The 24182-nt window shown below is 35.1% G+C and carries 17 protein-coding genes, 2 tRNA genes and 3 rRNA genes; 20 read left to right on the top strand and 2 right to left on the bottom strand.

Features of this window, described 5'->3' with window-relative positions; genetic code table 11:
- Nucleotides 1-109: 109 nt before the first annotated feature.
- The 18 genes from NNL09_RS01755 (at nt 110) to NNL09_RS01670 (ending at nt 20216) form a co-directional block, all read left to right on the top strand.
- Nucleotides 110-1534 (top strand): SBBP repeat-containing protein, encoded by a 1425-nt coding sequence (locus NNL09_RS01755; RefSeq protein ID WP_196912043.1) that lies wholly within the window; start codon nt 110-112, stop codon nt 1532-1534.
- A gap of 71 nt (nt 1535-1605) precedes the next feature.
- Nucleotides 1606-3336 (top strand): histidine kinase, encoded by a 1731-nt coding sequence (locus NNL09_RS01750; protein ID WP_196912042.1) that lies wholly within the window; start codon nt 1606-1608, stop codon nt 3334-3336.
- On the top strand, nt 3333-4025 hold the full coding sequence (locus NNL09_RS01745) for a LytTR family DNA-binding domain-containing protein (RefSeq protein WP_025667636.1): 693 nt from the start codon (nt 3333-3335) through the stop codon (nt 4023-4025). The genes NNL09_RS01750 and NNL09_RS01745 overlap by 4 nt, the downstream gene beginning before the upstream one ends.
- A 160-nt stretch (nt 4026-4185) precedes the next feature.
- The gene (locus NNL09_RS01740) at nt 4186-5124 is read left to right on the top strand and encodes a PD40 domain-containing protein (protein WP_196912041.1); all 939 of its coding nucleotides are present in this window, start codon (nt 4186-4188) and stop codon (nt 5122-5124) included.
- Between the two features lie 83 nt (nt 5125-5207).
- Nucleotides 5208-5750 carry an HD domain-containing protein gene (locus NNL09_RS01735; protein ID WP_196912040.1) on the top strand — a complete coding sequence of 181 codons (543 nt, stop codon included), beginning with the start codon at nt 5208-5210 and terminating at the stop codon, nt 5748-5750.
- 75 nt (nt 5751-5825) lie between these two features.
- A complete protein-coding gene (locus tag NNL09_RS01730) occupies nt 5826-6224 on the top strand; it encodes a hypothetical protein (RefSeq protein WP_196912039.1) in 399 nt (132 codons plus the stop codon).
- A 178-nt stretch (nt 6225-6402) separates the two neighbouring features.
- Complete coding sequence (locus NNL09_RS01725; RefSeq protein WP_196912038.1) at nt 6403-7548, top strand: AraC family transcriptional regulator; 1146 nt, start codon at nt 6403-6405, stop codon at nt 7546-7548.
- A gap of 157 nt (nt 7549-7705) precedes the next feature.
- Nucleotides 7706-8785: a serine hydrolase gene (locus NNL09_RS01720; protein WP_196912037.1), complete on the top strand. Its 1080-nt coding sequence runs from the start codon at nt 7706-7708 to the stop codon at nt 8783-8785.
- 215 nt (nt 8786-9000) lie between these two features.
- A complete protein-coding gene (locus NNL09_RS01715; protein WP_196912036.1) occupies nt 9001-9846 on the top strand; it encodes a helix-turn-helix domain-containing protein in 846 nt (281 codons plus the stop codon).
- 125 nt (nt 9847-9971) lie between these two features.
- Nucleotides 9972-10460, top strand: a complete 489-nt coding sequence (locus NNL09_RS01710) for a DUF2938 domain-containing protein (RefSeq protein ID WP_025667645.1) — start codon at nt 9972-9974, stop codon at nt 10458-10460.
- A 772-nt stretch (nt 10461-11232) separates the two neighbouring features.
- Nucleotides 11233-12755: ribosomal RNA gene (locus tag NNL09_RS01705) — 16S ribosomal RNA — on the top strand.
- Between the two features lie 166 nt (nt 12756-12921).
- Nucleotides 12922-12995 (top strand) — tRNA-Ile (locus NNL09_RS01700).
- Nucleotides 12996-13203: 208 nt separating this feature from the next.
- Nucleotides 13204-13277 (top strand) — tRNA-Ala (locus tag NNL09_RS01695).
- Nucleotides 13278-13507: 230 nt separating this feature from the next.
- Nucleotides 13508-16325: ribosomal RNA gene (locus tag NNL09_RS01690) — 23S ribosomal RNA — on the top strand.
- A gap of 182 nt (nt 16326-16507) precedes the next feature.
- Nucleotides 16508-16615: ribosomal RNA gene (gene rrf, locus NNL09_RS01685) — 5S ribosomal RNA — on the top strand.
- The 16S, 23S and 5S rRNA genes sit together here with 2 tRNA genes alongside, the layout of an rRNA operon.
- Before the next feature lie 214 nt (nt 16616-16829).
- Nucleotides 16830-18197 carry a Gfo/Idh/MocA family protein gene (locus tag NNL09_RS01680; protein WP_025667299.1) on the top strand — a complete coding sequence of 456 codons (1368 nt, stop codon included), beginning with the start codon at nt 16830-16832 and terminating at the stop codon, nt 18195-18197.
- 58 nt (nt 18198-18255) lie between these two features.
- Entirely contained in the window at nt 18256-19329 is a 1074-nt protein-coding gene (locus NNL09_RS01675; RefSeq protein WP_196910720.1) for a mevalonate kinase, read from the top strand.
- A gap of 14 nt (nt 19330-19343) precedes the next feature.
- A complete protein-coding gene (locus NNL09_RS01670; protein ID WP_196910719.1) occupies nt 19344-20216 on the top strand; it encodes a sugar phosphate nucleotidyltransferase in 873 nt (290 codons plus the stop codon).
- A gap of 77 nt (nt 20217-20293) precedes the next feature.
- Here the strand turns inward: NNL09_RS01670 and NNL09_RS01665 are convergent, their stop codons facing one another.
- Entirely contained in the window at nt 20294-20509 is a 216-nt protein-coding gene (locus tag NNL09_RS01665; protein WP_196910718.1) for a hypothetical protein, read from the bottom strand.
- 341 nt (nt 20510-20850) lie between these two features.
- Between NNL09_RS01665 and NNL09_RS01660 the strand changes: the two genes are divergently transcribed.
- Entirely contained in the window at nt 20851-22557 is a 1707-nt protein-coding gene (locus tag NNL09_RS01660) for an AraC family transcriptional regulator (RefSeq protein WP_196910717.1), read from the top strand.
- Nucleotides 22558-22686: 129 nt separating this feature from the next.
- On the top strand, nt 22687-22881 hold the full coding sequence (locus NNL09_RS01655; protein WP_196910716.1) for a hypothetical protein: 195 nt from the start codon (nt 22687-22689) through the stop codon (nt 22879-22881).
- Between the two features lie 106 nt (nt 22882-22987).
- On the opposite strand, the gene NNL09_RS01650 is transcribed toward NNL09_RS01655, so the two are convergent.
- Nucleotides 22988-24130, bottom strand: coding sequence for an acyl-CoA dehydrogenase (locus tag NNL09_RS01650; RefSeq protein WP_025667305.1), 1143 nt, complete (start codon nt 24128-24130; stop codon nt 22988-22990).
- Between the last annotated feature and the right edge of the window lie 52 nt (nt 24131-24182).

Genomic DNA, 24182 nt, shown 5'->3' with positions numbered 1-24182 from the left:
ATAGAATAGCTTCATGTGATATTCACACGATCCTCGTGCTTTTCACCATTTACCTTTACATAGATAAGTACTTCATAATTAATTTTGATTTTAAAATAAAAATCATGTTATGAAAAAACTATTAATCGCAATAATGATTGTTCTAATTTTTGTAAAAGATGAGTTGTATGGTCAAGAATTGTCAACTTCAACTCTTTATTCGACATACTATGGGAGCAACGGAACCGATGATGCTGATGTTGTTGCTGTCGACTCCGAAGGAAATACATACCTTGGTTGCCACTCAAGCTCTGCAGATTTACCTGGAGCTAATCGATATCCATATACTCTTAGTGGAGGAATGGATGCTTTTGTTGTGAAACTAAACAAAAAAGGAACAGAGGTTGCCTACTTAACTAAATTTGGTGGGGCAAAATGGGATGCTATCCAGGGACTCATATCAGATTCTATAGGAAATATCTATGCAGTAGGAACTACTTATTCGTCTGATTTCCCAATAAACCCTAATGGATTTCAACCAAATTTTGGAGGAAAGAGTGATGCTTTTGTTGTTAAAATTAATCCCAAAGGAAAAGTTGTTTGGTCAACTTTTTTAGGAGGTAGTAAAGATGAAGATGGTAGAGGTATAGCTATTGATCAACAGGGTAATGTTCATGTTATTGGTAGAACTAAGTCTAAAGATTTTCCTACCTCTGAAGGAGCCTTACAATCAAAATCGGCTGGAGGAATAGATGCTTTTATTGCTACTCTTGATCCTAATGGAAAAATGCTGACATCAACTTATATAGGAGGGTCAGGTGACGATATTGGTTTCTCAATCAAATTGGATAGTATGGGGCAACTCTATATTGCTGGGACAACCAACTCAATTAATTTTCCAGTTAAAAACGCTATACAAAGTGAAAACAAAGGAGAAGATGATGCTTTTTTAGCTGTAATTGACCCAACTAGATCGGTCATTAACTTTGCCAGTTATTTGGGAGGGAAAGGAACCGAACGGCTTTACAGTATTGATCTTGACTCTTCGGGTAATGTATTTATGATGGGATTTACAAACTCTGTAGACTACCCAACAACTACAAAGGCGTTTCAAACTGATTTTGGAGGAGTGAGAGACGCCTTTGTCACTAGATTAAATCTTCATAAAAGAGAGATTGTATATTCGACTTATTTGGGTGGAGAGAAAGATGACAACCCCAGAAATCTTGTAGTCAACGAGAAAGGTTATGCATTCATTGTGGGTAATACAGCTTCCAAAAATTTCCCTATAATTAATAGTCAAGAAAACAATCTGCGTGGTGACGATGATGCATTTATAGCTATACTTGATCCAAGCGGATCATTTCTTCGTCATTCCACTTTAATTGGCGGAAAAGGCCAGGATATATTCGAAGGCCTTGCCATAGGAACTGATGGTTCGTTAACTGTCTCAGGAGCATCAAATTCGATTGATTTTCCAACAGTAAACCCAATGCAAACTACTTTTTTAGGTGGTCGATTTGATATGATTGTTGCTCGCTTCTGGACAGATTGAGCGAAATAAATATCATTATTAAATAAATATAGAAGAAGTATCTTTATCATAAATAGGACTTTTAAGTAAAAATGAAATTACTGCTAATCATAAGTTTTTTTTTAAGCACGCAGACAGTCAATAACATTCCCGAATATTCTGGGAATGTTATAGATTTAAGCACATTTGATATAGCTACTTTATATAAAGGAAATACAAAGCAATTTCTTGCAGATAAACTAAATGCCAAAGGTATTTATGAACACGTAAGTAAAGAAGAAGGGCTTTGGTATGTGACTCTGGATTTTAAAGTTACAGAAGAAACAATTAACAATAGCGATATCTGGATACAGTTTCGTACTAACGTTAATGCTGCTAATCTATATTTAAATGACAAATTACTTTTTAGAAATGGAAGAGTTGAGAACATATCTCAATCAAAAATTGGAGGTAAAAACTTAGTAAAAAAAAGAATTCCAAAAGATTATCTGGTAAACGGGTATAACAAAATTGAAATAGAATTTACTAACTATAAAAATAAAACAAATGCAAATTTTAGAGATGTGTCTATCGGTAATTTAGAAGCGTTTCAAAAACACACAGCTGTAATGACAACAGCACCCATTTTGTTTTTTGGGGTATTCATTTTCTTCTTACTGATAAACGTAGTGCTGTATTTTTCTCTAAATAGAAAAAAGGTTTTTCTTCTATTGGCTCTTTTATTTTTAATTAATAGTGTATTAGTCGCTTATGAAGTGCTGTATTGGAACGGTTTTGTTCCATCTGCTTCTTTTATACATAGTTACACCCTTAGAAGTGGGCTAGAACATATCACTTATTTCATATTACTTTTTGTTTTATACTTCGAATATGAATATCAAAAGAAAACTCTTTTTCTTTCAATTCTAGTTTTCATCATAGTTTATGTTCTTGCTGTTTGGACTAACACTAATATTGCAGTTACTCTAAGCTTTATACCTTTTGTCATGAGCATATTTGCCTCGTTAAAAAGAGTGAAAAACAGAACTGTTATTACAATATCACTATTTGTTTTATTTCTTTTTAATTACCTGGACGATAGTAATAGTATTGAAAGTTACACTTTTGTATATAGCAATTTTATAATTACATCTTTAGTCTATAAGTTAGATAGTCTTGGCATGATTATTTTTGCTCTGGTTATGATTTTCATTTCAGCAAAAGGGATATTGCATAAAACAAAATCACTTAATGAAGCAAAACTTAAATTAGAACGCCTTGAATACCAATTTTTACAAAAGCGTATTTTGCCTCATTTTATAATAAACTCTTTAATGTCATTACAACAATTGATATCAAAAGAGCCTGAAACCGCAAGTAAAATGATCGAAGCGTTATCAGAAGAGTTTCATTTATTATCTATAATGAGTAAAAAGAAACTTGTTCCGATACATCAAGAAATTGAAATATGTAAAGCGCATCTTAGAATTATGAGCATTCAACAAAAAGCTAGTTATAAGATGAAGGTAAACGGAATTATTGGTGATGAAATGATTCCTCCCATAGTTATTCATACTCTTGTAGAAAATGGAATTACTCATGGATATTCGGGTAATCAAGATGCTAATTTTGAATTAAGTAAGCAAGAAACATCAAGCTCGATATTGTATCATCTTTTTAATGACAGCGCGATAAAAAAAACAGATTTAATGCATACCTCGGGTACAGGTTTAAAATATGTAGAAGCTAGATTAGAAGAATGTTATCCCGGAAAATGGAAACTACATTCGAATAAAATTAAAAATGGTTGGGAATCTATTATTGAAATAAAACATAACGTATGAGAGTCCTAATTGTAGAAGACGTCACTCTTGTTGCTGACCGCATTTCCGATTTAGCAAAAAAGTATATAGTAGACTGTAAAGTTAAAATATCACATACTTTAGATGACGCGCAGTATTGTATTACCGAGGAAGTATATGATTTACTATTCTTAGACCTTAATTTAAACGGTGAAGATGGTTTTGAACTTCTTAAATTAGTTGCGTCATCATCTTTCCAGACAATTATAATTACAGCAAACAGAGAAAAAGCATCTATAGCTTTTGACTTTGGTGTTTTAGACTTTATAAGCAAACCTATTTTAGAAAAACGATTCAAGATTGCTATTGATCGATTTCTTAATAGTAATGGTATGTATCGTGAAAAACTAAAATATTTAGCTGTTAAATCTAAAAAAGTGATTAGTTTAATTAGTATTGAGAATATTGAATGGATTAAAGCTTCAGGGAACTATTCTGAAATATTTACAGTCGATAAACGTCGCTTTTTACACGACAAAAATTTAGAAAAACTAACAAAAATACTTCCTGACAGTTTTGTTAAAGTTCACCGTTCATATATTGTTGAAAAATCTAAAATTAGTAAAGTTATTAAACATGGCGGAGGGAAATATAGTTTAGAATTATTAAGTGGCGAAATAGTATCATTAAGTCGCACAATGTATAAGAAATTCTTCCTGAATACGTATTGAAATCAAACATGAAACAGCAGGTGTAATTAATCACTTGTTTTGTGTCTATCCAGAAAACTTTACAGATTTACCTTTGGTTCGTTTTCTTTTACTAATTTAGTCCTAACCTACGCAACCAACCATATACAAAGCCGTTAACAAATTATTTAAATCAGATAATATGAGTAGAAGGTATTATTTCTTATTAATGATCGCATTCGTTTTTGTCCTGCAAAATTGTAAACCAATTAGTTCGAATAACTCCTATATAGATGAAAAACTGCCAGGGATAACACCAGAATTATTCGCTCCATCCTTTGTAAATACAGATGCTATAGAAATTAATACAGTATTTAATGCATCGTTTACCGAAATGTTTTTTACCAGAATTATTGATGGTAGTTTTATTATACATCATTCTGATTTTGTTAATGGCAAGTGGACCGCACCGCAACCCATACAAATGTATACCAACCAGGAAAGTGAATCTGTTGCCATTGATCCATCAATAACACAAGATGGTAATACGATGTATTTCCTCGGCGTTAGTCCTGAAGATCGTTTGAAAAAAGGTAAGCCAGACATATATAGAAGTCAAAAAATTGAAGGGAAATGGCAAATTGCATCAAAGGTTGGATACCCCGTATCAACAGAAAAATATGTAGAATCGTATCCGGTAGTTGTTGCAGATGGAAGTATATATTTTACATCAAATCGGCCTGGTGGTCTTGGTAAAGGAGATATTTATAGAGCCCAATATCTGGGAGAAGGAAAATTTGATACCCCAGTGAATATTGGTTCTGAAGTGAATTCTGAAGAAGGCCAACGTGGCACCTATGTTTCTCCCGATGAAAGTTATTTGATTACAGGAAACACATATACAGATGAGAAAGGTTTTGCAATATCATTTAAAGAAAATAACAAATGGCAAGCTCCGGTTCATTTTGATATTGGGGAGCCGCTAAAGAAAGATTGGATTTATTTCTGCCCATATATGTCACCAGACGATAAGTATTTTTTCTTTTCAAAAAGATACAGTAACCCTCCAAAGAGCGGATGGAAAGGAGTGACCAAAGGAGAAGTGTATTGGGTAGATGTTAGTGCTGTTTTTAAAGATTAAAGAAAATAAACATAAAATAAAGTAGTATATGAAAACCTGCTACTTTTCATTCATAGAACCATTACGTATATGATAAAACTACTATGACACAAGAACTATATCAAAAAGCAATCAAATTCGCTGGAGAAAAACATAGCAAACAAAAAGTCCCCGGAACAAATGCTAACTACTTGTTGCATATTTCAAATGTAGCTATGGAAGTTTTATTTGCTTATAATTTTGATCCTTCATTTGATATAGATTTTGCCATACAAACAGCAATTCTTCATGATACAATTGAAGATACAGATACAGATGCTGAAGAAATCAAACAGATATTTAGCGAACCTGTTGCTATAGCCGTACAAGCACTAACAAAAGATGAAGAGTTACCATCAAAAGAAGAAAAAATGATGGATAGCCTGATTCGTATAAATAAATTACAAAAAGAAGTTGGGATTGTTAAAATAGCAGACCGAATCACAAATCTCCAAACCCCACCAGAACATTGGACTAAAAATAAAATAATTAAGTACTGCGAAGAAGCTAAGCTAATTTCGTCTCATCTTAAGAATAAAAATGAGTATTTAAACAAGCGACTAGAATCAAAAATAGAAGAATATGAACAAATGATTAAAACATTATAATCATAGGTAGAAAGTGAATTTAATAGAAAAGATATCGAATAATTAACAGTTAATCATACAAAACAAGCGCTGGTTATGAACTTTAAATTTCTAAATATAATCCCTTTCCTTGTATTAGTGCTAGCTTGCAATACGCAAAAAAATGAAATAGAGTTTCAAAATAAGAAAGTAGCTTTATCTCAAAATGAGACAGAACATGTGATTAATAAATGGTTAAAGTTGTGGGAGACTTATGACTTAAATCTGCTAGACGATATCTTTCTTCAAACTGAAGACCTTACCTATTTTTCATCAGAAAAAGAAGGTTTGATGGTAGGATATAAGCATCTAAAACCACATCACCTGGAATTTGGTTTTATAGAAGGAGGAAAGCAGTCTGAAAAATCACTCTGGTTAGAAGATATTACGACAAAAATTTATGGAGAAACTGCCATGGTAGCTGCGGTATGGTTTTTGGAGATAGAAATGCAGTAAAAGATAGTATTTCAAAAGGGCCCGTTACATTTATTCTTAGTAATGATAAACAAGGTAATGCGAAAATAATACATACTCATTTTGCAAATTATTAAATAGACATTGTTATTTTGGTTTAATCATAAAATAATCCAATACTCACTACATAATTAGAGATAATTTACAGCATTTTTAGTTTATGAATTTAGTAATTACCTTTTTTTTAACCACAGGAATTGTTATTAATGCTATTATACTTTTGTTATTGATAAAATCTAAAACCAAAGAATCACCACAGCAATTACTTCTTTTATTTTTTTCTATAACCCTATTTTACATTATTCATGGGTATGCACAAATTCATAAATTAAAATTCTTATTTCTAAGCACTTTTGTGTTCAATGAAATTATTGAATTTTTTACCGGACCTTTGATATTTGTTTATATAAAATCTCTATTTGAAAATAAAACAAAACTAATAAGGAAATACTACATTCATTTTATTCCTACGGTACTCTATTTACTATGCGTATCAATTCCTTTTTTGGTCTCGATCATTAAGAAAGAGTTTGTGTTTAACTATTTAAAAGTGATCAATGATCATGGGGATCTATTTGGTATTTTGTTGATGTTGTATTTTATTTTCTACACATTGTATTCATTAAAACTATTTAATAGATATAAAGGTGCCATGAAACTCAATTTTTCAAACATTTCTGAAAATGATTTTGGTTGGGTAAAACGAATGCTTATTGGTGTGCTTGTGATTTCTTGCCTTGATGTCATATTTACTTTGTATGAGTCTACTATTAGAGAACTAAATTTTGAAACCTCGTATTTAACATTAGTTTCGGTAATTATATTGATAGTATATTTAGGGTATTATGGAGTTAAACAGTCAAAAATTTTACTTCCGGATTTCTTGATCAATACACCAGAGAAAAAAAATAAAGAGAGTAAAAAAAATGAGTACTTGTCTGGTATAAATGATGAAGAATTGAGTATGCTGAAATTATCACTAGAACGTGTAATGTTTGTTGAGAAAAAGTATTTAGACGAAGACCTTACCTTAAGCACATTAGCAAGTGCAATTTCAATTTCTGACAAAAAACTCTCAGCATTTTTAAATCAATATTTGAAGACTACATTTTATGACTATGTGAATAAGTATCGTGTTGCCTCTGTCAAAGAAAAAATAAAATCACCAGAGTATAATAATATCACACTTCTGGGTATTGCATACGAATCTGGCTTTAAATCTAAGACCAGCTTTAATCGAATATTTAAAAAGGAAACTGGTTTATCTCCTTCTCAATTCAAATCCTCACTTCAGGAAACACTTTAAAAATAGGTGCCAATAGAAGCATTGGGGCGTTTGGGTCTTCATTTTCATATTTATTTGTGTCAAATCTCAACAGAACAATTACCCGATAAGGTAAGCATGTAATGTTTGAGTAGTATGTAGTCTCAAAATGAATATATCAATCAAAAAAACAATGATTATGAAATCTTATTTTACTTTTATTTTAATTACTTTTTTAAGTATCCAGAGTTGTATATCTCAAGACAGAAAATTTACAGGCTATGCTACCGCTGTAGTTAATGGGGATGAGGTTCTAAAAATTGAAACATTTGGATTAGCCAATACAGAAAAAAAGAAGAAGTATTCAAAAAATACAATTCAACCCATTGGATCAGTGAGTAAAACTGTTATCGGAGTTTCTTTAATGATAGCCAAAGAGAAAGGATTACTTGATTTGGATAAGGATATTAATGAATATCTGGATTTTAAAATTGTTAATCCGCATGTCGACGATTCGAACATTATTACATTGAGACATCTGGCAACTCATACCTCAGGAATCATAGATAATAAAAATATATATGAATCTGCCTATGCCTATGAACTTTTCCCAAAAACACCGTTAAAAGCATACCTATATGAGCATCTTAGTCATAATAGAAAGAGTGTAAAGAAAAGTTTCTCGAAAAAGAAAGCAGGAGTACAATATGAGTATTCGAATATTGGAGCAGCATTAGCGGCTTATATAATTGAAAAAGTTAGTGATAAACCTTTTAATGAATTTACCGAAGACTATATATTCAAACCACTAAACATGAATAATACAGCTTGGTTTTATAAGAATATAGACAGTGCACAGCATAGTATACTATACGATGAAAAAGATCAAGCTATACAGCCTTATTCCTGTGTGACGTATCCCGATGGAAGCTTAAAAACAAATATAGAAGACTTGTCTGTTTACTTAATCGAACTCATAAAAGGATATAACGGAAATAGTACATTACTTACTAAAAAATCGTGGAGAGAGTTATATGCTAAGAATTTTGATGAAAGGAAAAACATTCAGAATATTAGCCCAAGAGAACCTAATAGCGGGCTTTTTATGGCGTATTTTAAATCTGGTAAAATAGGGCATACTGGTTCAGATCTAGGAGCATCTGCTTTTATGATGTTTGACCCCAAAACAAATGTTGGGCAAATTCTAATGGCAAACGAAGATCTAACTTCAGATAATTTAGAAGGATTTAAGAAAATCTGGAATAAATTAGGCAAATAAACCGAACCACGTTTTTATCGGTTTAGTTATCTTAGTGGTGCAAAAAAAGTACTAGTGTACTTTTCTGATACAAAGCTTTTGTGTAAGGGGTAAGAAAGGTTCGATGAAATTTAATTTAACATGTGATTTTCTTATCCCTTGTATAAATATAGATTTGTAATAAATGGTGTGATTTTTTTAAAGACTAGTTGAATTTTAAATCCTTGAGTCGTATAATGCAAGAGATTCCGGTAAGAAAAGGTAATGTGAACTCAAACGAGTCTATTTTCGCAATTAAAGATGTTAAGAAGATGTTAGGCGGAAAACGGATGACCCAAAATCTTCACAGGCATGATTTTTTCTTTTTACTCGCACTGGAGCAAGGGTCGGGTTTTCATGAAATAGATTTTATTCCTTATGATGTTTGTGCGTATTCTATATTTGTTCTTCGCCCGGGTCAGGTACATCAGCTTACATTAAATAAGGAGAGCACTGGGTATTTACTTAATTTTAATGCCAATTCTTATGTTGCTCATGATAGGGTAAAGGTAGCATTGCTAAGAAAAATAAGTAATTTGAACTGTTATCAATTTGATAACAATGGTTTTAAAAAATCAATATCTGTTTTAGAAGCCATTTTTCAGGAATTTACAAATAAGGATGAGGGGCACCAGGAAGTAATTAATGCAAACCTAAGTATATTACTTACCGAACTTAGTCGGAAAATAGGAAAAGATCATAGAGGTAACGGTACACCATATTCACAAGAACGACTCGAAGAATTTTTAGAACTTCTAGAAACACATTGCATTACCCATAAACGAGCAGCTCAATATGCAGAAATGATGAACCTTTCTTTATATCAGCTTAATGCCATCACTAAATCTACAATAGGTAAAACATGTTCAGAGTTAATCAATGAACATATAATTTTAGAAGCTAAAAGATATCTTTTGGCTACGTCTAATCAAGTAAGTAGTATAGCTTATGATTTAGGATATGATGATGCATCTTATTTTATCAGGTTCTTTAAAAAACATATGGGGTGTTCACCCAAAGTGTTTAGACATAATTTTAGATAAGTCCTGGTAAACCAAAATTTTGTCCTACTCCAGCATCCTGTATGCGTACTAATTTTGTGTGTGTTAATATAATCTCTTATTACCTCTCTTTATCGTCTAATACTAATCAAGAAAACAGATATAAAATGAATTGGATATTAAAAACAATAATTATTGGTGTTGGTGCTACATTTGCAATGGATATTTGGTCATTTATATTAAGTTTGTTTAACATAAAATCACTTGATTATAGTCTTCTTGGTCGTTGGGTTGGTTATATACCCAAAGGAAAATTCTTTCATGATAAAATCTTTAATTCACCCTCATTAAAAAATGAATTGATAATAGGTTGGTTGTCACATTATATAATAGGAATATCATTTGCATTTTTATTGGTATTTGTTTGTAGTAAAAATTGGTTAGCTAATCCAACTCTTCAACCTGCTATTTTAATAGGCCTTGTTACCATTGTCGCTCCTTTTTTTATTATGCAGCCTGCATTTGGATTAGGAATTGCATTGTCAGATATACCAAATCCAGCTACAGGTAGAATAAAAAGCTTGCTTACGCATACCATTTTTGGGATAGGATTATACCTAAGTGCAACTCTATTAAATAAAATATTGACAATGTAATTCTTTGTTTATACTTAAAATAAACAATTAGTATAGTTAGGTATTGTGCTTCTGTGATGTGAAAAAAGTATGTCTCTGCTTAGATTGTAATACCTCTTAAGATTATCTAATGAAGAGTTTTAAAGCTGTTTTGTGTTGTTGATGCTTTTTGTGTTTATGTAAAGTTTATGATATCAGAGTGTTAAAAAAAAGTTTCAAAATAGTTACTAATTTTTGTTGTTAGAAAGAAAAAGGATTGTATGTTTGCACCCGCAAAACGGGATAATGTTTTGCGAGTTCATTGAGAGTTGTTTTTTTGATTTTATAGTTAAGAAAAAGTTTTAAAAACTTTATTAAAAAAGTCTTGTCAGAATAAAAAAGGGTTGTATGTTTGCGCCCGCAAAACGGGATAATGTTTTGTTAGTTCATTGGGATTGGATTTGAGGTTTTAGTAGGGTTGTTTTTTTTAAAATAATTCAAAAAAAGTTTTGCTAGTAATAAAAGGGGTTGTATATTTGCACCCGCTTAGCGAGACAGCACAAGTTCATAAAAAATACGTAGTAATGGTTTAGGATGTTTTGATAGCATTTTTGGGGTTCGATTCCTTGAATTACGATCTATAATTGATAGCGATGAAGATTGCTTTATTGATTAAAATAAGTTCATAGACATATTGATTGACAGCACGTATTAAACTATTAGTATAGTTTATTACATTTAGAATAAAGACTAGAGACATATTGAGATACGATTATAATTCCGTTGTATTGTTTTAAATAATATTTAAAGACAAACGATGAAGAGTTTGATCCTGGCTCAGGATGAACGCTAGCGGCAGGCTTAACACATGCAAGTCGAGGGGTAACATAGTTGCTTGCAACTGATGACGACCGGCGCACGGGTGCGTAACGCGTATAGTACCTACCTTATAGTAAGGGATAGCCCAGAGAAATTTGGATTAATACCTTATAGTATCCTAAGTGAGCCTTCACTAAGGATTAAAGATTTATCGCTATAAGATGGCTATGCGTTCTATTAGCTAGTTGGTATGGTAACGGCATACCAAGGCTACGATAGATAGGGGTCCTGAGAGGGAGATCCCCCACACTGGTACTGAGACACGGACCAGACTCCTACGGGAGGCAGCAGTGAGGAATATTGGACAATGGAGGCAACTCTGATCCAGCCATGCCGCGTGTAGGAAGACTGCCCTATGGGTTGTAAACTACTTTTATAGAGGAAGAAACCATTTCACGTGTGAAATGCTGACGGTACTCTACGAATAAGGATCGGCTAACTCCGTGCCAGCAGCCGCGGTAATACGGAGGATCCAAGCGTTATCCGGAATCATTGGGTTTAAAGGGTCCGTAGGCGGTTTAGTAAGTCAGTGGTGAAAGTTTTCGGCTCAACCGGAAAATTGCCATTGATACTGCAAGACTTGAATTATTGTGAAGTGGTTAGAATGTGTAGTGTAGCGGTGAAATGCATAGATATTACACAGAATACCGATTGCGAAGGCAGATCACTAACAATTAATTGACGCTAAGGGACGAAAGCGTGGGTAGCGAACAGGATTAGATACCCTGGTAGTCCACGCCGTAAACGATGGTTACTAGCTGTTTGGACTTCGGTCTGAGTGGCTAAGCGAAAGTGATAAGTAACCCACCTGGGGAGTACGTTCGCAAGAATGAAACTCAAAGGAATTGACGGGGGCCCGCACAAGCGGTGGAGCATGTGGTTTAATTCGATGATACGCGAGGAACCTTACCAGGGCTTAAATGTAGATTGACAGGTTTAGAGATAGACTTTTCTTCGGACAATTTACAAGGTGCTGCATGGTTGTCGTCAGCTCGTGCCGTGAGGTGTCAGGTTAAGTCCTATAACGAGCGCAACCCCTGTTGTTAGTTGCCAGCGAGTCATGTCGGGAACTCTAGCAAGACTGCCGGTGCAAACCGCGAGGAAGGTGGGGATGACGTCAAATCATCACGGCCCTTACGTCCTGGGCCACACACGTGCTACAATGGCCGGTACAGAGAGCAGCCACTATGTGAATAGGAGCGAATCTATAAAGCCGGTCACAGTTCGGATCGGAGTCTGCAACTCGACTCCGTGAAGCTGGAATCGCTAGTAATCGGATATCAGCCATGATCCGGTGAATACGTTCCCGGGCCTTGTACACACCGCCCGTCAAGCCATGGAAGCTGGGAGTACCTGAAGTCCGTCACCGTTTAGGAGCGGCCTAGGGTAAAACTGGTAACTGGGGCTAAGTCGTAACAAGGTAGCCGTACCGGAAGGTGCGGCTGGAACACCTCCTTTCTAGAGATTTTCTATTTTATATAGAGAAGCAGAAATGATACGATGGAATGTATCTTAGTTGTTTTTAGTCTTTATGCTGTTAATTAATTATTTAGTTGTTAGTTTTTGGTTGTTAGTTGATTGTTTCAACGATCAACAATTAACCACCAACACACAACTATGAAGAAGTCTCATAGCTCAGCTGGTTAGAGCGCTACACTGATAATGTAGAGGTCGGCAGTTCGAGTCTGCCTGAGACTACAAAGTCGAAAGACAGACGAGAAGTTTATCCTGAGTTTATCGAAGGGAGTCTGCCTGAGACTACGGTTTTTAATTCTGGATTTTTGAATTACGAATTACGGATTAAAAAAAAGTTCATAAAAAAATATTGAAAGGAAATTTTAGAAGTTGAGAATTCATTACTTCATCATTCGAGATTCTGGATTCGACATTTAGGATTTCAAATACTGGGGGATTAGCTCAGCTGGCTAGAGCGCCTGCCTTGCACGCAGGAGGTCATCGGTTCGACTCCGATATTCTCCACGATTCTTTAGATATAAGTATTGATAGATTATAAAGCACAGGATTCATGAGATGAAATAGTCTTTATAGTTGTTAATTTTATATTGTTATTAAGAAAAACGTTCATTGACATATTGATTTAAAAATACGAGCATTAATTGTTTACAATTAATGAACATAAAAGAGGTTGATACTGATTTAGTTACTTTATTGGTATCGACAAAAACTAAAAGAGCAAGTTAAAGCAAGACGCATAAGCTAATTAAGGGCGTATGGGGAATGCCTAGGCTCTCAGAGGCGAAGAAGGACGTGATAAGCTGCGAAAAGCTGCGGGGACAGGCACATACTGATTGATCCGCAGATATCCGAATGGGGCAACCCGGCATATTGAAGATATGTCACCTAGCAATAGGGGCGAACCCGGAGAACTGAAACATCTAAGTACCCGGAGGAGAAGAAAACAAAAGTGATTCCGTTAGTAGTGGCGAGCGAACGCGGATTAGCCCAAACCTGTATTGTTACGGCAATGCAGGGGTTGTAGGACTACGATATAAGATTTGTAATGAATTAGAATCCTTTGGAAAGAGGAGCCATAGACAGTGATAGCCTGGTATAAGTAAAGCGCAAAGATTTAGTAGTATCCTGAGTAGTGCGGGGCACGTGTAACCCTGTATGAATTTGGCGGGACCATCCGTTAAGGCTAAATACTCCTGAGAGACCGATAGTGAACCAGTACCGTGAGGGAAAGGTGAAAAGAACCCTGAATAAGGGAGTGAAAAAGATCCTGAAACCATACGCTTACAAGCGGTCGGAGCCATTATTGGTGACGGCGTGCCTTTTGCATAATGAGCCTACGAGTTACTTTTACTAGCAAGGTTAAGATGTTCAGCATCGGATCCGTAGCGAAAGCGAGTCTGAATAGGGCGCTATAGTTAGTAGTAGTAGACGCGAAACCGTGTGATCTACCCTTGGGCAGGTTGAAGCTTTGTTAACCCAAAGTGGAGGACCGAACCCGTTGACGTTGAAAAGTCTTGGGATGACCTGAGGGTAGGGGTGAAAGGCCAATCAAACTCGGAAATAGCTCGTACTCCCCGAAATGCATTTAGGTGCAGCGTTGGTATAGTTTTATAGAGGTAGAGCTACTGATTGGATGCGGGGGCTTCACCGCCTACCAATTCCTGACAAACTCCGAATGCTATAAAATGTTTACCAGCAGTGAGGGCATGGGTGCTAAGGTCCATGTCCGAGAGGGAAAGAACCCAGACCATCAGCTAAGGTCCCAAAATATATGCTAAGTTGAAAAAACGCGGTTGAACTGCTTAGACAGCTAGGATGTTGGCTTGGAAGCAGCCATTCATTTAAAGAGTGCGTAACAGCTCACTAGTCGAGCGGTTCGGCATGGATAATAATCGGGCATAAGCATATTACCGAAGCTATGGGATAGAAATATCGGTAGGGGAGCATTGTAGTGACGTTGAAGGTGTACTGTGAGGTATGCTGGAGTATCTACAAAAGAAAATGTAGGCATAAGTAACGATAATGCGGGCGAGAAACCCGCACACCGAAAGACTAAGGTTTCCTCAGCTATGCTAATCAGCTGAGGGTTAGTCGGGGCCTAACGCGAACCCGAAAGGGGTAGTGGATGGACAACAGGTTAATATTCCTGTACCTGCTCACACTAAAAGTGACGGAGGCGAGAAGTTAGTGCGCACTGACGGAAATGTGCGTTGAAGCCAGTGGTAACACGGCGATAGTACACTAAGGCTACGGCCGAGGTGATAATCTAGCGGATCGACTTCCAAGAAAACCGAGTGAAGCAGCCCGTACCGTAAACCGACACAGGTAGTTGGGATGAGAATTCTAAGGTGCTCGAGAGATTCATGGCTAAGGAACTAGGCAAAATCGACCCGTAACTTCGGGAGAAGGGTCGCCTCGCTTCGGCGAGGCCGCAGTTAAAAGGTCCAGGCGACTGTTTATCAAAAACACAGGGCTATGCTAAATAGAAATATGATGTATATGGCCTGACACCTGCCCGGTGCCGGAAGGTTAAGAGGAGATGTTAGATTTATCGAAGCATTGAATTGAAGCCCCGGTAAACGGCGGCCGTAACTATAACGGTCCTAAGGTAGCGAAATTCCTTGTCGGGTAAGTTCCGACCTGCACGAATGGTGCAACGATCTGGACACTGTCTCAGCCATGAGCTCGGTGAAATTGTAGTATCGGTGAAGATGCCGGTTACCCGCTGTGGGACGAAAAGACCCCGTGAACCTTTACTATAGCTTAGTATTGACTTTGGATAAGTAATGTGTAGGATAGGTGGGAGACTTTGATCATGCGTCGCCAGGCGTGTGTGAGTCATTGTTGAAATACCACCCTTTGCTTATTCGAAGCCTAACGTCTAGCGACGGACAGTGCTTGGTGGGTAGTTTGACTGGGGTGGTCGCCTCCAAAAGAGTAACGGAGGCTTCTAAAGGTTTGCTCAGTACGGTTGGTAATCGTGCGTAGAGTGCAATGGCATAAGCAAGCTTGACTGAGAGAGATACAGCTCGATCAGGTACGAAAGTAGAGCATAGTGATCCGGTGGTTCCGCATGGAAGGGCCATCGCTCAAAGGATAAAAGGTACTCCGGGGATAACAGGCTGATCTCCCCCAAGAGCTCACATCGACGGGGGGGTTTGGCACCTCGATGTCGGCTCGTCACATCCTGGGGCTGGAGAAGGTCCCAAGGGTTGGGCTGTTCGCCCATTAAAGTGGCACGCGAGCTGGGTTCAGAACGTCGTGAGACAGTTCGGTCTCTATCTACAGTGGGCGTTAGAAATTTGAGTGGATCTGACTTTAGTACGAGAGGACCGAGTTGGACGAACCGCTGGTGTATCTGTTGTTCCGCCAGGAGCATTGCAGAGTAGCTACGTTCGGAAGGGATAAGCGCTGAAAGCATATAAGCGCGAAACCCACCACAAGATGAGATTTCTTTAAAGGGTCGTGGGAGACTACCACGTTGATAGGCTATAGGTGTAAAGGCAGTAATGTCATAGCCGAGTAGTACTAATAACCCATAGGCTTATGCGCACACTCCGATAGGCAACTATCGGAGTGGAGAATTGCTTTGCAAGCTATATTTAGTGTTCTTTTATCGTGTATTAAATCAATATGTCAACAATATTATGTTAGTAGTGAGATATTAGTATAGTGTATATAGAGATATAATCTCTGAATATTCCTTACTGATTACTCAGGTACTAATCAAGATTTAAGGTGGTTATAGCATCGGGGCTCACCTCTTACCATTCCGAACAGAGAAGTTAAGCCCGTTAGCGCCAATGGTACTACAATCGTGGGAGAGTAGGTCACCGCCTTCTTTGAAAACCCTTCATTATTTAATGAAGGGTTTTTTTTATGCTTGAAAACTAACTTAAAATACTTCCGAAAGTATCATATCTATCCAATAACATAACACCAAATAAAAAATAAAAACTTATAGTCTGGAGAGATAGAGAAAAAGAAATGTATAGATTTTTTTAACTATGCGCTTTTCTATTATATTTAAAGAATGTAATAGAAAAACTAAACATCATGAGTACACACAAATCTAGACGAAACTTTATTAAAAAAACAGCAATAGCAGGAGCTGGTATTTCTGTATTGCCTAACTTAACTTTTGGGAATAAGGGATATACTCAAAAAGATAAGCTTAAATTAGGGTTAATTGGTGTTGGTTTAAGAGGGACAAATCATTTAAGAAATGTTCTTTTAAGAGATGATGTGTTAGTAACAGCAATTTGTGATATTGATCAGGCTCGAATAGACCTTTCTTTAGAAGCAATCAATAAAGCAGGGAAAACTAAACCAAAAGTATTTAGCAAAAATGAATATGATTACAGAAATCTGCTAAACCTAGAGGATGTAGATGCAGTGATTATATCTACTCCCTGGTTGTGGCATACCAGGATGGCCAAAGATTCGATGGTGGCTGGTAAATATACTGGTCTTGAAGTTTCTGCTGCTAATACTCTCGAAGAATGCTGGGATTTGGTAAATACCCATGAAGCTACAGGTACACATCTTATGATTTTAGAAAATGTTAACTACAGACGAGATATTTTGGCAGTCTTAAATATGGTTAGACAAAATGTGTTTGGAGAGTTGGTACATTTTAGATGTGGGTATCAACATGATCTGAGATTTGTAAAACTAAATGATGGGAAAACTGCATATGGAAAAGGAGTAGAGTTTGGCGAAAAAGGTATTTCTGAATCAAAATGGAGAACACAGCACTCGGTAGTAAGAAATGCAGATGTATATCCAACCCATGGTGTAGGTCCTATGGCTACAATGTGTAATATTAATAGAGGTAATCGTTTTTCATCAATTACTTCTAATGCAACAAAAAGCATAGGTTTACACAATTATATTGTAAAACATGGAGGAGAAAATCATCCAAATGCAAAAGTTAAGTTTAAACAAGGGGATGTTATTACTTCAACCATTGAGACTACAATGGGAGAAACCATCATAGTTACTCATGATTGTAACTTGCCTCGTCCTTATTCATTAGGGTTTAGAGTTCAAGGAGCTAATGGATTATGGGAGGTCGATGGAAATAGAATATATATAGAAGGAAAATCAGAATCACATAAATGGGATCAGGCAGATGAATGGCTGGCAAAATATGACCACCCTTTATGGAAAAAATATGGAGAACATGCAATGGGTGCTGGTCATGGTGGGATGGATTTTTTTGTGATTAATGCTTTTGTAGAATCTGCAAAACAAAATATAGCACCACCATTAGATGTGTATGATGCCGCTGCATGGAGTGCAATTACACCTCTGTCAGAAGTCTCTATAGAGAATAATGGAGAACCACAGGATTTTCCGGATTTTACAAGAGGATTGTGGGTCAAAAGAAAACCGTACAACTGGATTAAGGATACCTATTAGTTTTAATAGAGATTATTGAGATGAATTATTATAAAACATACATTATTTAAAAGCAATTTTGAAAAAAATAAATATAGTATCTCCGGGAAGAACTTGCTTATTTGGAGATCATCAGGATTATCTTGGGTTACCTGTTATTGCATGTGCGATAGATAAATATATCACACTAAATGCTATTGAAAATGCAGCCGCTCTTTTCAAGATAAAATTACCAGATATTGGAGAAGAGAGAGAGATTCTTATAGGTGAAAAATTTGAGCAGATCGAGCACAGGGATTATTTTGCTTCATCTCTTAGAGTGCTAAGACGATATGGCTGCATCCCAGATCAAGGTTATGATATAGAGATAAAAGGAGATTTACCACTTAATGCAGGAGTTTCCAGTTCTTCTGCACTAATAGTAGCATGGGTAAGGTTTCTGTTGGAAGCATTTGATGCAAACCAGGAAGTAACCCCAATACTGGTTTCTAGAATAGCTTATGAAGCCGAAGTTCTGGAACATAATGAACCAGGAGGATTGATGGATCAATATTCAATTGGCTTGGGAGGAGTTTTGTTTATCGATACCAGTGAGAAAACATCTTATGAAAGGATACAGAATACGGTACCGGGATTAATTGTGGGCGAATCCGGAGTGAAAAAAGAAACCATAGGTACGTTGGGAGATCGAAAAGAAAAAGCACTTAGAGCTATAGAATACGTGACACTAAAAAAACCTGATTTCAATATAAAATCTACTTTACTGGAAGAGTATGACGAATATGAAAAATATATTTCATCTGATTTGAAACCTTATTTCTTTGCGGCCCTAAAAAATCATTCTATAACACTTGAAGCTTTACAAGAATTTAAAAAGGAAGTTCCTAATATGAAGTATTTAGGAGATTTAATGAATCAACACCACCATATTCTAAAAGATATCCTTAAAATAACGGTTCCTGTAATAGATAAAATGGTAGATAGTACAATCGAAGCTGGAGCTTATGGGGTTAAGATTGTTGGATCAGGAGGAGGGGGTAGTATCGTGGCTATAGCTCCAAAAGATAAGGAGCAACAAGTTGTAGAAGCTATTAAACGGGAAGGTAAAACAGCCTATGTTGTAAATGTAGACTCTGGAGCAAGAGTTGTTTAAAGCGAAGAGAAATTATGCATGAAAATTTAATCATTTTGGCAGGAGGTGCATCCTCGCGAATGAAGAAAGCAATGAACACTGGATTGAGCACTGATCTAACAGCGCAAGCTAATACGCGATCAAAATCTCTTATTAGTATAGATACAAGTGGGAGACCTGTGATGGATTATCTTTTGTATAATGCTAAACAGGCAGGGTATAAACATGTATTCATTGTTATCGGAGAAAAAGAAAACCTGATAAAAGAGTTCTACGGAGATAATCTTAAGGGAAATAGCTTTCATGGCCTCACTATTAATTATGCAATACAGTATATCCCAAAAAATAGAGAAAAACCTTTTGGGACTGCAGATGCTTTACATCAGGCGATTACACAATATCCAGAATTGAATACCGAAACCTATACTGTTTGTAACAGTGATAATCTGTATTCTGAGGTTGCCTTAAAGGCTTTACGCTGTACAGATCATGCAAATGCTTTTGTGAGTTATGATAGAGATGCATTACAGTTTAGTTTACAACGTATAGCTCGGTTTGCTCTGGTATCTTTGGATGAAGAAGGGTTTTTGAAGGATATTATTGAAAAACCATCAGTCCAGGACAGTGAACTCTATAAAGATGAATCTGGTAAACTGAGGGTAAGTATGAATATTTTTAAGTTTGATGGAGCAATGTTTCAGGAGTATGTAGTGAATTGCCCGGTTAATGAAAAAAGGAATGAAAAAGAACTTCCCACAGCGCTATTAAATATGGTAAAAGAGCACTCTGCATCGGTAATCGGGATACCAATATCAGAACATGTGCCGGATCTAACATCAAAAGAGGATATTGCTATCCTTAAAGAATATATAGAGAAACACTATGTTGATATGGATTGGAATAGTTAAAGCGTTTTATATGATCTTCAAAAAAAGGTTCATCTACATAAGATGAACCTTTTGATATTTATATGTGCTTGTGCTAATTAAACTTCTACAGCACATAATCCAACACGGCCTCCAATACAGGATAAACCAGGTCCACAGGATAAATGTGGTAATGATGATCCTTGCAGGCATAATTCGCCTACTTGTTTATCGCCGTCACCTGCAAGCTGAAGTGCAGTAGCAGCTCCTCCGTTTATTAACTTTTGTTCTTCTCTGCTAAGTGTGTTGCTTAAAGCTAAGATATTTTTTAACATAATATAAAGTTTGGTTTATTAACGCCATAATTTTTTTTGAGTCGTTCATGGCTTTACGACTTATTCTTAGAACAAAAACAGTATAAAGTTAACTTTGCATCGTTATTTGTTTATTTTTTGATTGAGTTTGATTGAAACAAATATATAGACAGAGCTAGTAGTTTTTCAAGGTGCTCTGGTTAGCATTTATAAATTTTACCTTATCGATTTATAAATTTTAACCTACGTTTTTATACTTAGGTTCTTTTTTTGTAATTGCCAGGATAACTACTTTTTTGAAGTTTTTTATTCTTTGTAAGTTTGTTTATTAAACATACATGCCCTTTTTAATCTACTTATATATGAAATGGATCGGTTTATTGGTAATATTAATATCTTATATCCCTTCATTACACGCAACATCACCATTACAAACTGAACAGAAAATTGTTGATGCAGATTCATTAAAGAATAAAACATTAAGAGAATTAACAATTGAGTTTTGGAAAGGGAAAGGCCTCGATTCTGTTTATAAACGAAAACTTGCAGATACTTATATTTTTAAAGCGAAAAAACAGATTAATAATGAGAGGGTAGCAGATGGATATCAAATGTTTCTTTCTATCTACAAAAAACAACCTGAAATATCATTACAGTATGCAGATTCTATAATTGAAATAACAAAAAAGTTACGAAATAACCATTATCCTTCTACAGGATATATGATAAAGGGAAATATATTAAGTACCATAGAACAGCACGATGAAGCATTAGAAGCATATTTAATTGCTAAAGAATATGCAGAAAAGAATAACAATAAACGACAATTGATTGGTTTAAAACATAATATTGCATTGTTAAAAACCATCCTGGGAAAAGAGAAAGAAGCACTATTGGTGTATAAAGAGAATTATAATTATTTAATGAAACAGGAGAATAGTGTTTTAAGACGCAGTCAGATTTATATAGCTACGTTGTATAAATTGTCTGATAGTTATAATCGACTTAAGCACTATGATTCGGCATACTTTTATCTTAAAAAAGGAATAAAAGCTAGCCTGTCTAATGCTTATAAGCATCATTACCCGAATCTTTTATTTGCTTACGGAATCAATAGTTATTATAGAGAAGAATACCAATCGGCTATCGATAGTTTAGATAAAGCATTAATTTTATCTGAAGAAGATGTCAATGATGTAAATGTAAGAAAAGGATATCTGTATTTGGGGAAAACCTATTTGCAACTAAAAGAAGAGCGAAAAGCATTACAATATTTAAAGAAAGTAGATGAAATTACTAATGAGTCAAATTATAGATTAGAAATAAGAGAAGCGTTTACATTATTGCTTGATCACTATAAAAAGAATAAAGATCAAAGGAATCAGTTAGAAATAATGAAAAAACTGTTACGGTATGAAAACGCCTCTAGTATAAAATATAGCCGATTAAATCATTCTATTGTAAAAAAGTACGATATACCACAGTTGATAAAAGATAAAGATCACTTGATAAGTGAAATTAGAAATAACAATAAAGTTTTAGCTTATAAGTCAATAGCGTTTAGTGTCTTTTTGATCATAATTGTAAGTTCTTTATATATCTATTTTTCTAAGAAAAGAAAAAATAATTATAAAATTCAATTAAATAGAGAGTTAGAGAAGGTTAAAGTTTTAGAGAATAAAGAGAGGAAGATTGTGAAGTCAAGTAAGGATTTTTCAACTAAATTGAAAAAAGAAATACTTGAGAAGTTGAACGATTTTGAAGATAATAAAGGATATTTAAAAAATGATCTTACTTTGAATAAGGTTTCGAAAAACTTAAAAACAAATTCTACCTATTTATCTAAGGTGATCAACATGGAGAAGCAAAAAAACTTCGCAAATTATATTAATGATTTAAGAATTGAATATTGTATACAACAGATAGAGCAAAATAAAAATTTTAAACACTACTCGATCAGATCAATGGCAAAAGAAGTTGGTTTTAATAATCTACAATCTTTTGTCACAGCTTTTTCTAAACGAAAAGGATGTAACCCTACAGAGTTTATGAAAAGATACGCTAATTAGTTTTGGAGGCTTGTATTTGTAATGAAATAAGGTAAAGATTTATAAATTTTGACCTGCAATCATTTTTAATAGACACTACAAGATTGTTTCTTCATTACTTTTGATGCATCCATTAATACAAGAGAAACCATGAAAAGAAAGAACAAAATTAAAATCAATCTTCAAAAAATTAAAATAACAAAATTAGATAACCCGATGAAATATAATGTGAGAGGTGGTGGTTTTCAAGAAAACGATTCCATACTTAATCTTTGTAATAGTGATGGTTGCGATTCTGAGTCTCCTTGTAATGTTGTGGGAACAACAATTTTTGGGGGGAGATAGTTAATTTGAAAATGGTAATGATCAAACTAATCTAAGTTAAAATAAAACACAAAAACCCAAACTATAGATCATAGTTTGGGTTTTCTTATTAGAGAGTTTTAACTAATTAATCTCTAAGAATACTTCTTGAAATTACAATTTTTTGTATTTCACTGGTACCTTCATAAATCTGTGTAATTTTTGCATCCCGCATTAATCGTTCTACGTGATATTCTTTAACAAAACCATTACCACCATGAATTTGTACAGCTTCTATACTAACATCCATTGCAGCTTGAGACGCAGCTAGTTTTGCCATGGCCCCAGATAAATCATAGTTTTCATGGTTATCTTTATCCATTGCTGCTTTATAAACTAACATACGAGCAGCTTCAATCTGTACATGCATGTCGGCAAGCTTAAAAGCAATTGCCTGGTGATTCATGATTTCTGTTCCAAATGCTTTACGAACCTTAGCATATTCTTTTGCCAATTCATACGCTCCCGAAGCGATTCCTAATGCTTGTGCAGCAATTCCTATACGGCCTCCAGCCAATGTTTTCATAGCAAACTTAAATCCGAAACCATCTTCTCCAATTCGATTTTCCTTAGGAACTTTTACATCATTAAATATAAGAGAATGTGTATCACTTCCTCTGATTCCTAGTTTATCTTCTTTTGGTCCAACTTCAAATCCTTCCCATCCTTTTTCAACAATAAAAGCATTGATACCTTTATGCCTTTTTTCTCTATCTGTTTGAGCAATAACCAAATAATAATCAGCAGAATTACCATTGGTAATCCAGTTTTTTGTTCCGTTTAGTACATAGTGATCCCCTTTGTCAATAGCCGTTGTTTTTTGAGAAGTAGCATCACTACCAGCTTCGGGTTCAGATAGACAAAAAGCGCCTATTGATTCTCCTGTAGCTAGCTTAGTTAGATATTTTTCTTTTTGCTCAGCATTTCCATAAGTATCAAGACCCCAACATACCAAAGAATTGTTTACAGATACAATTACAGAACAAGAAGCATCTACTTTAGATAACTCTTCCATTGCCAAAACATAAGAAATAGTATCCATTCCACCACCACCATACTCTGGAGAGGCCATCATCCCTAAAAACCCAAGTTCTCCCATTCTTTTTACCTGTTCTTTAGGAAATTCTTGTTTGTTATCACGTTCGATTACACCTGGTAATAGTTCTGTTTTAGCAAAATCACGAGCTGCGTCGCGTATCATTAACTGCTCTTCGGATAATTTGAAGTCCATAATTTTCTTTATAATTTACTGTGCGTGCATAACACGAAATTTTCACTTTCAA

Source organism: Aquimarina sp. EL_43 (assembly GCF_943422735.1).
Classification (GTDB): domain Bacteria; phylum Bacteroidota; class Bacteroidia; order Flavobacteriales; family Flavobacteriaceae; genus Aquimarina; species Aquimarina megaterium.
Note: the sequence above shows the minus strand (reverse complement) of the source record. Positions and strands in the feature narration are given on the sequence as shown.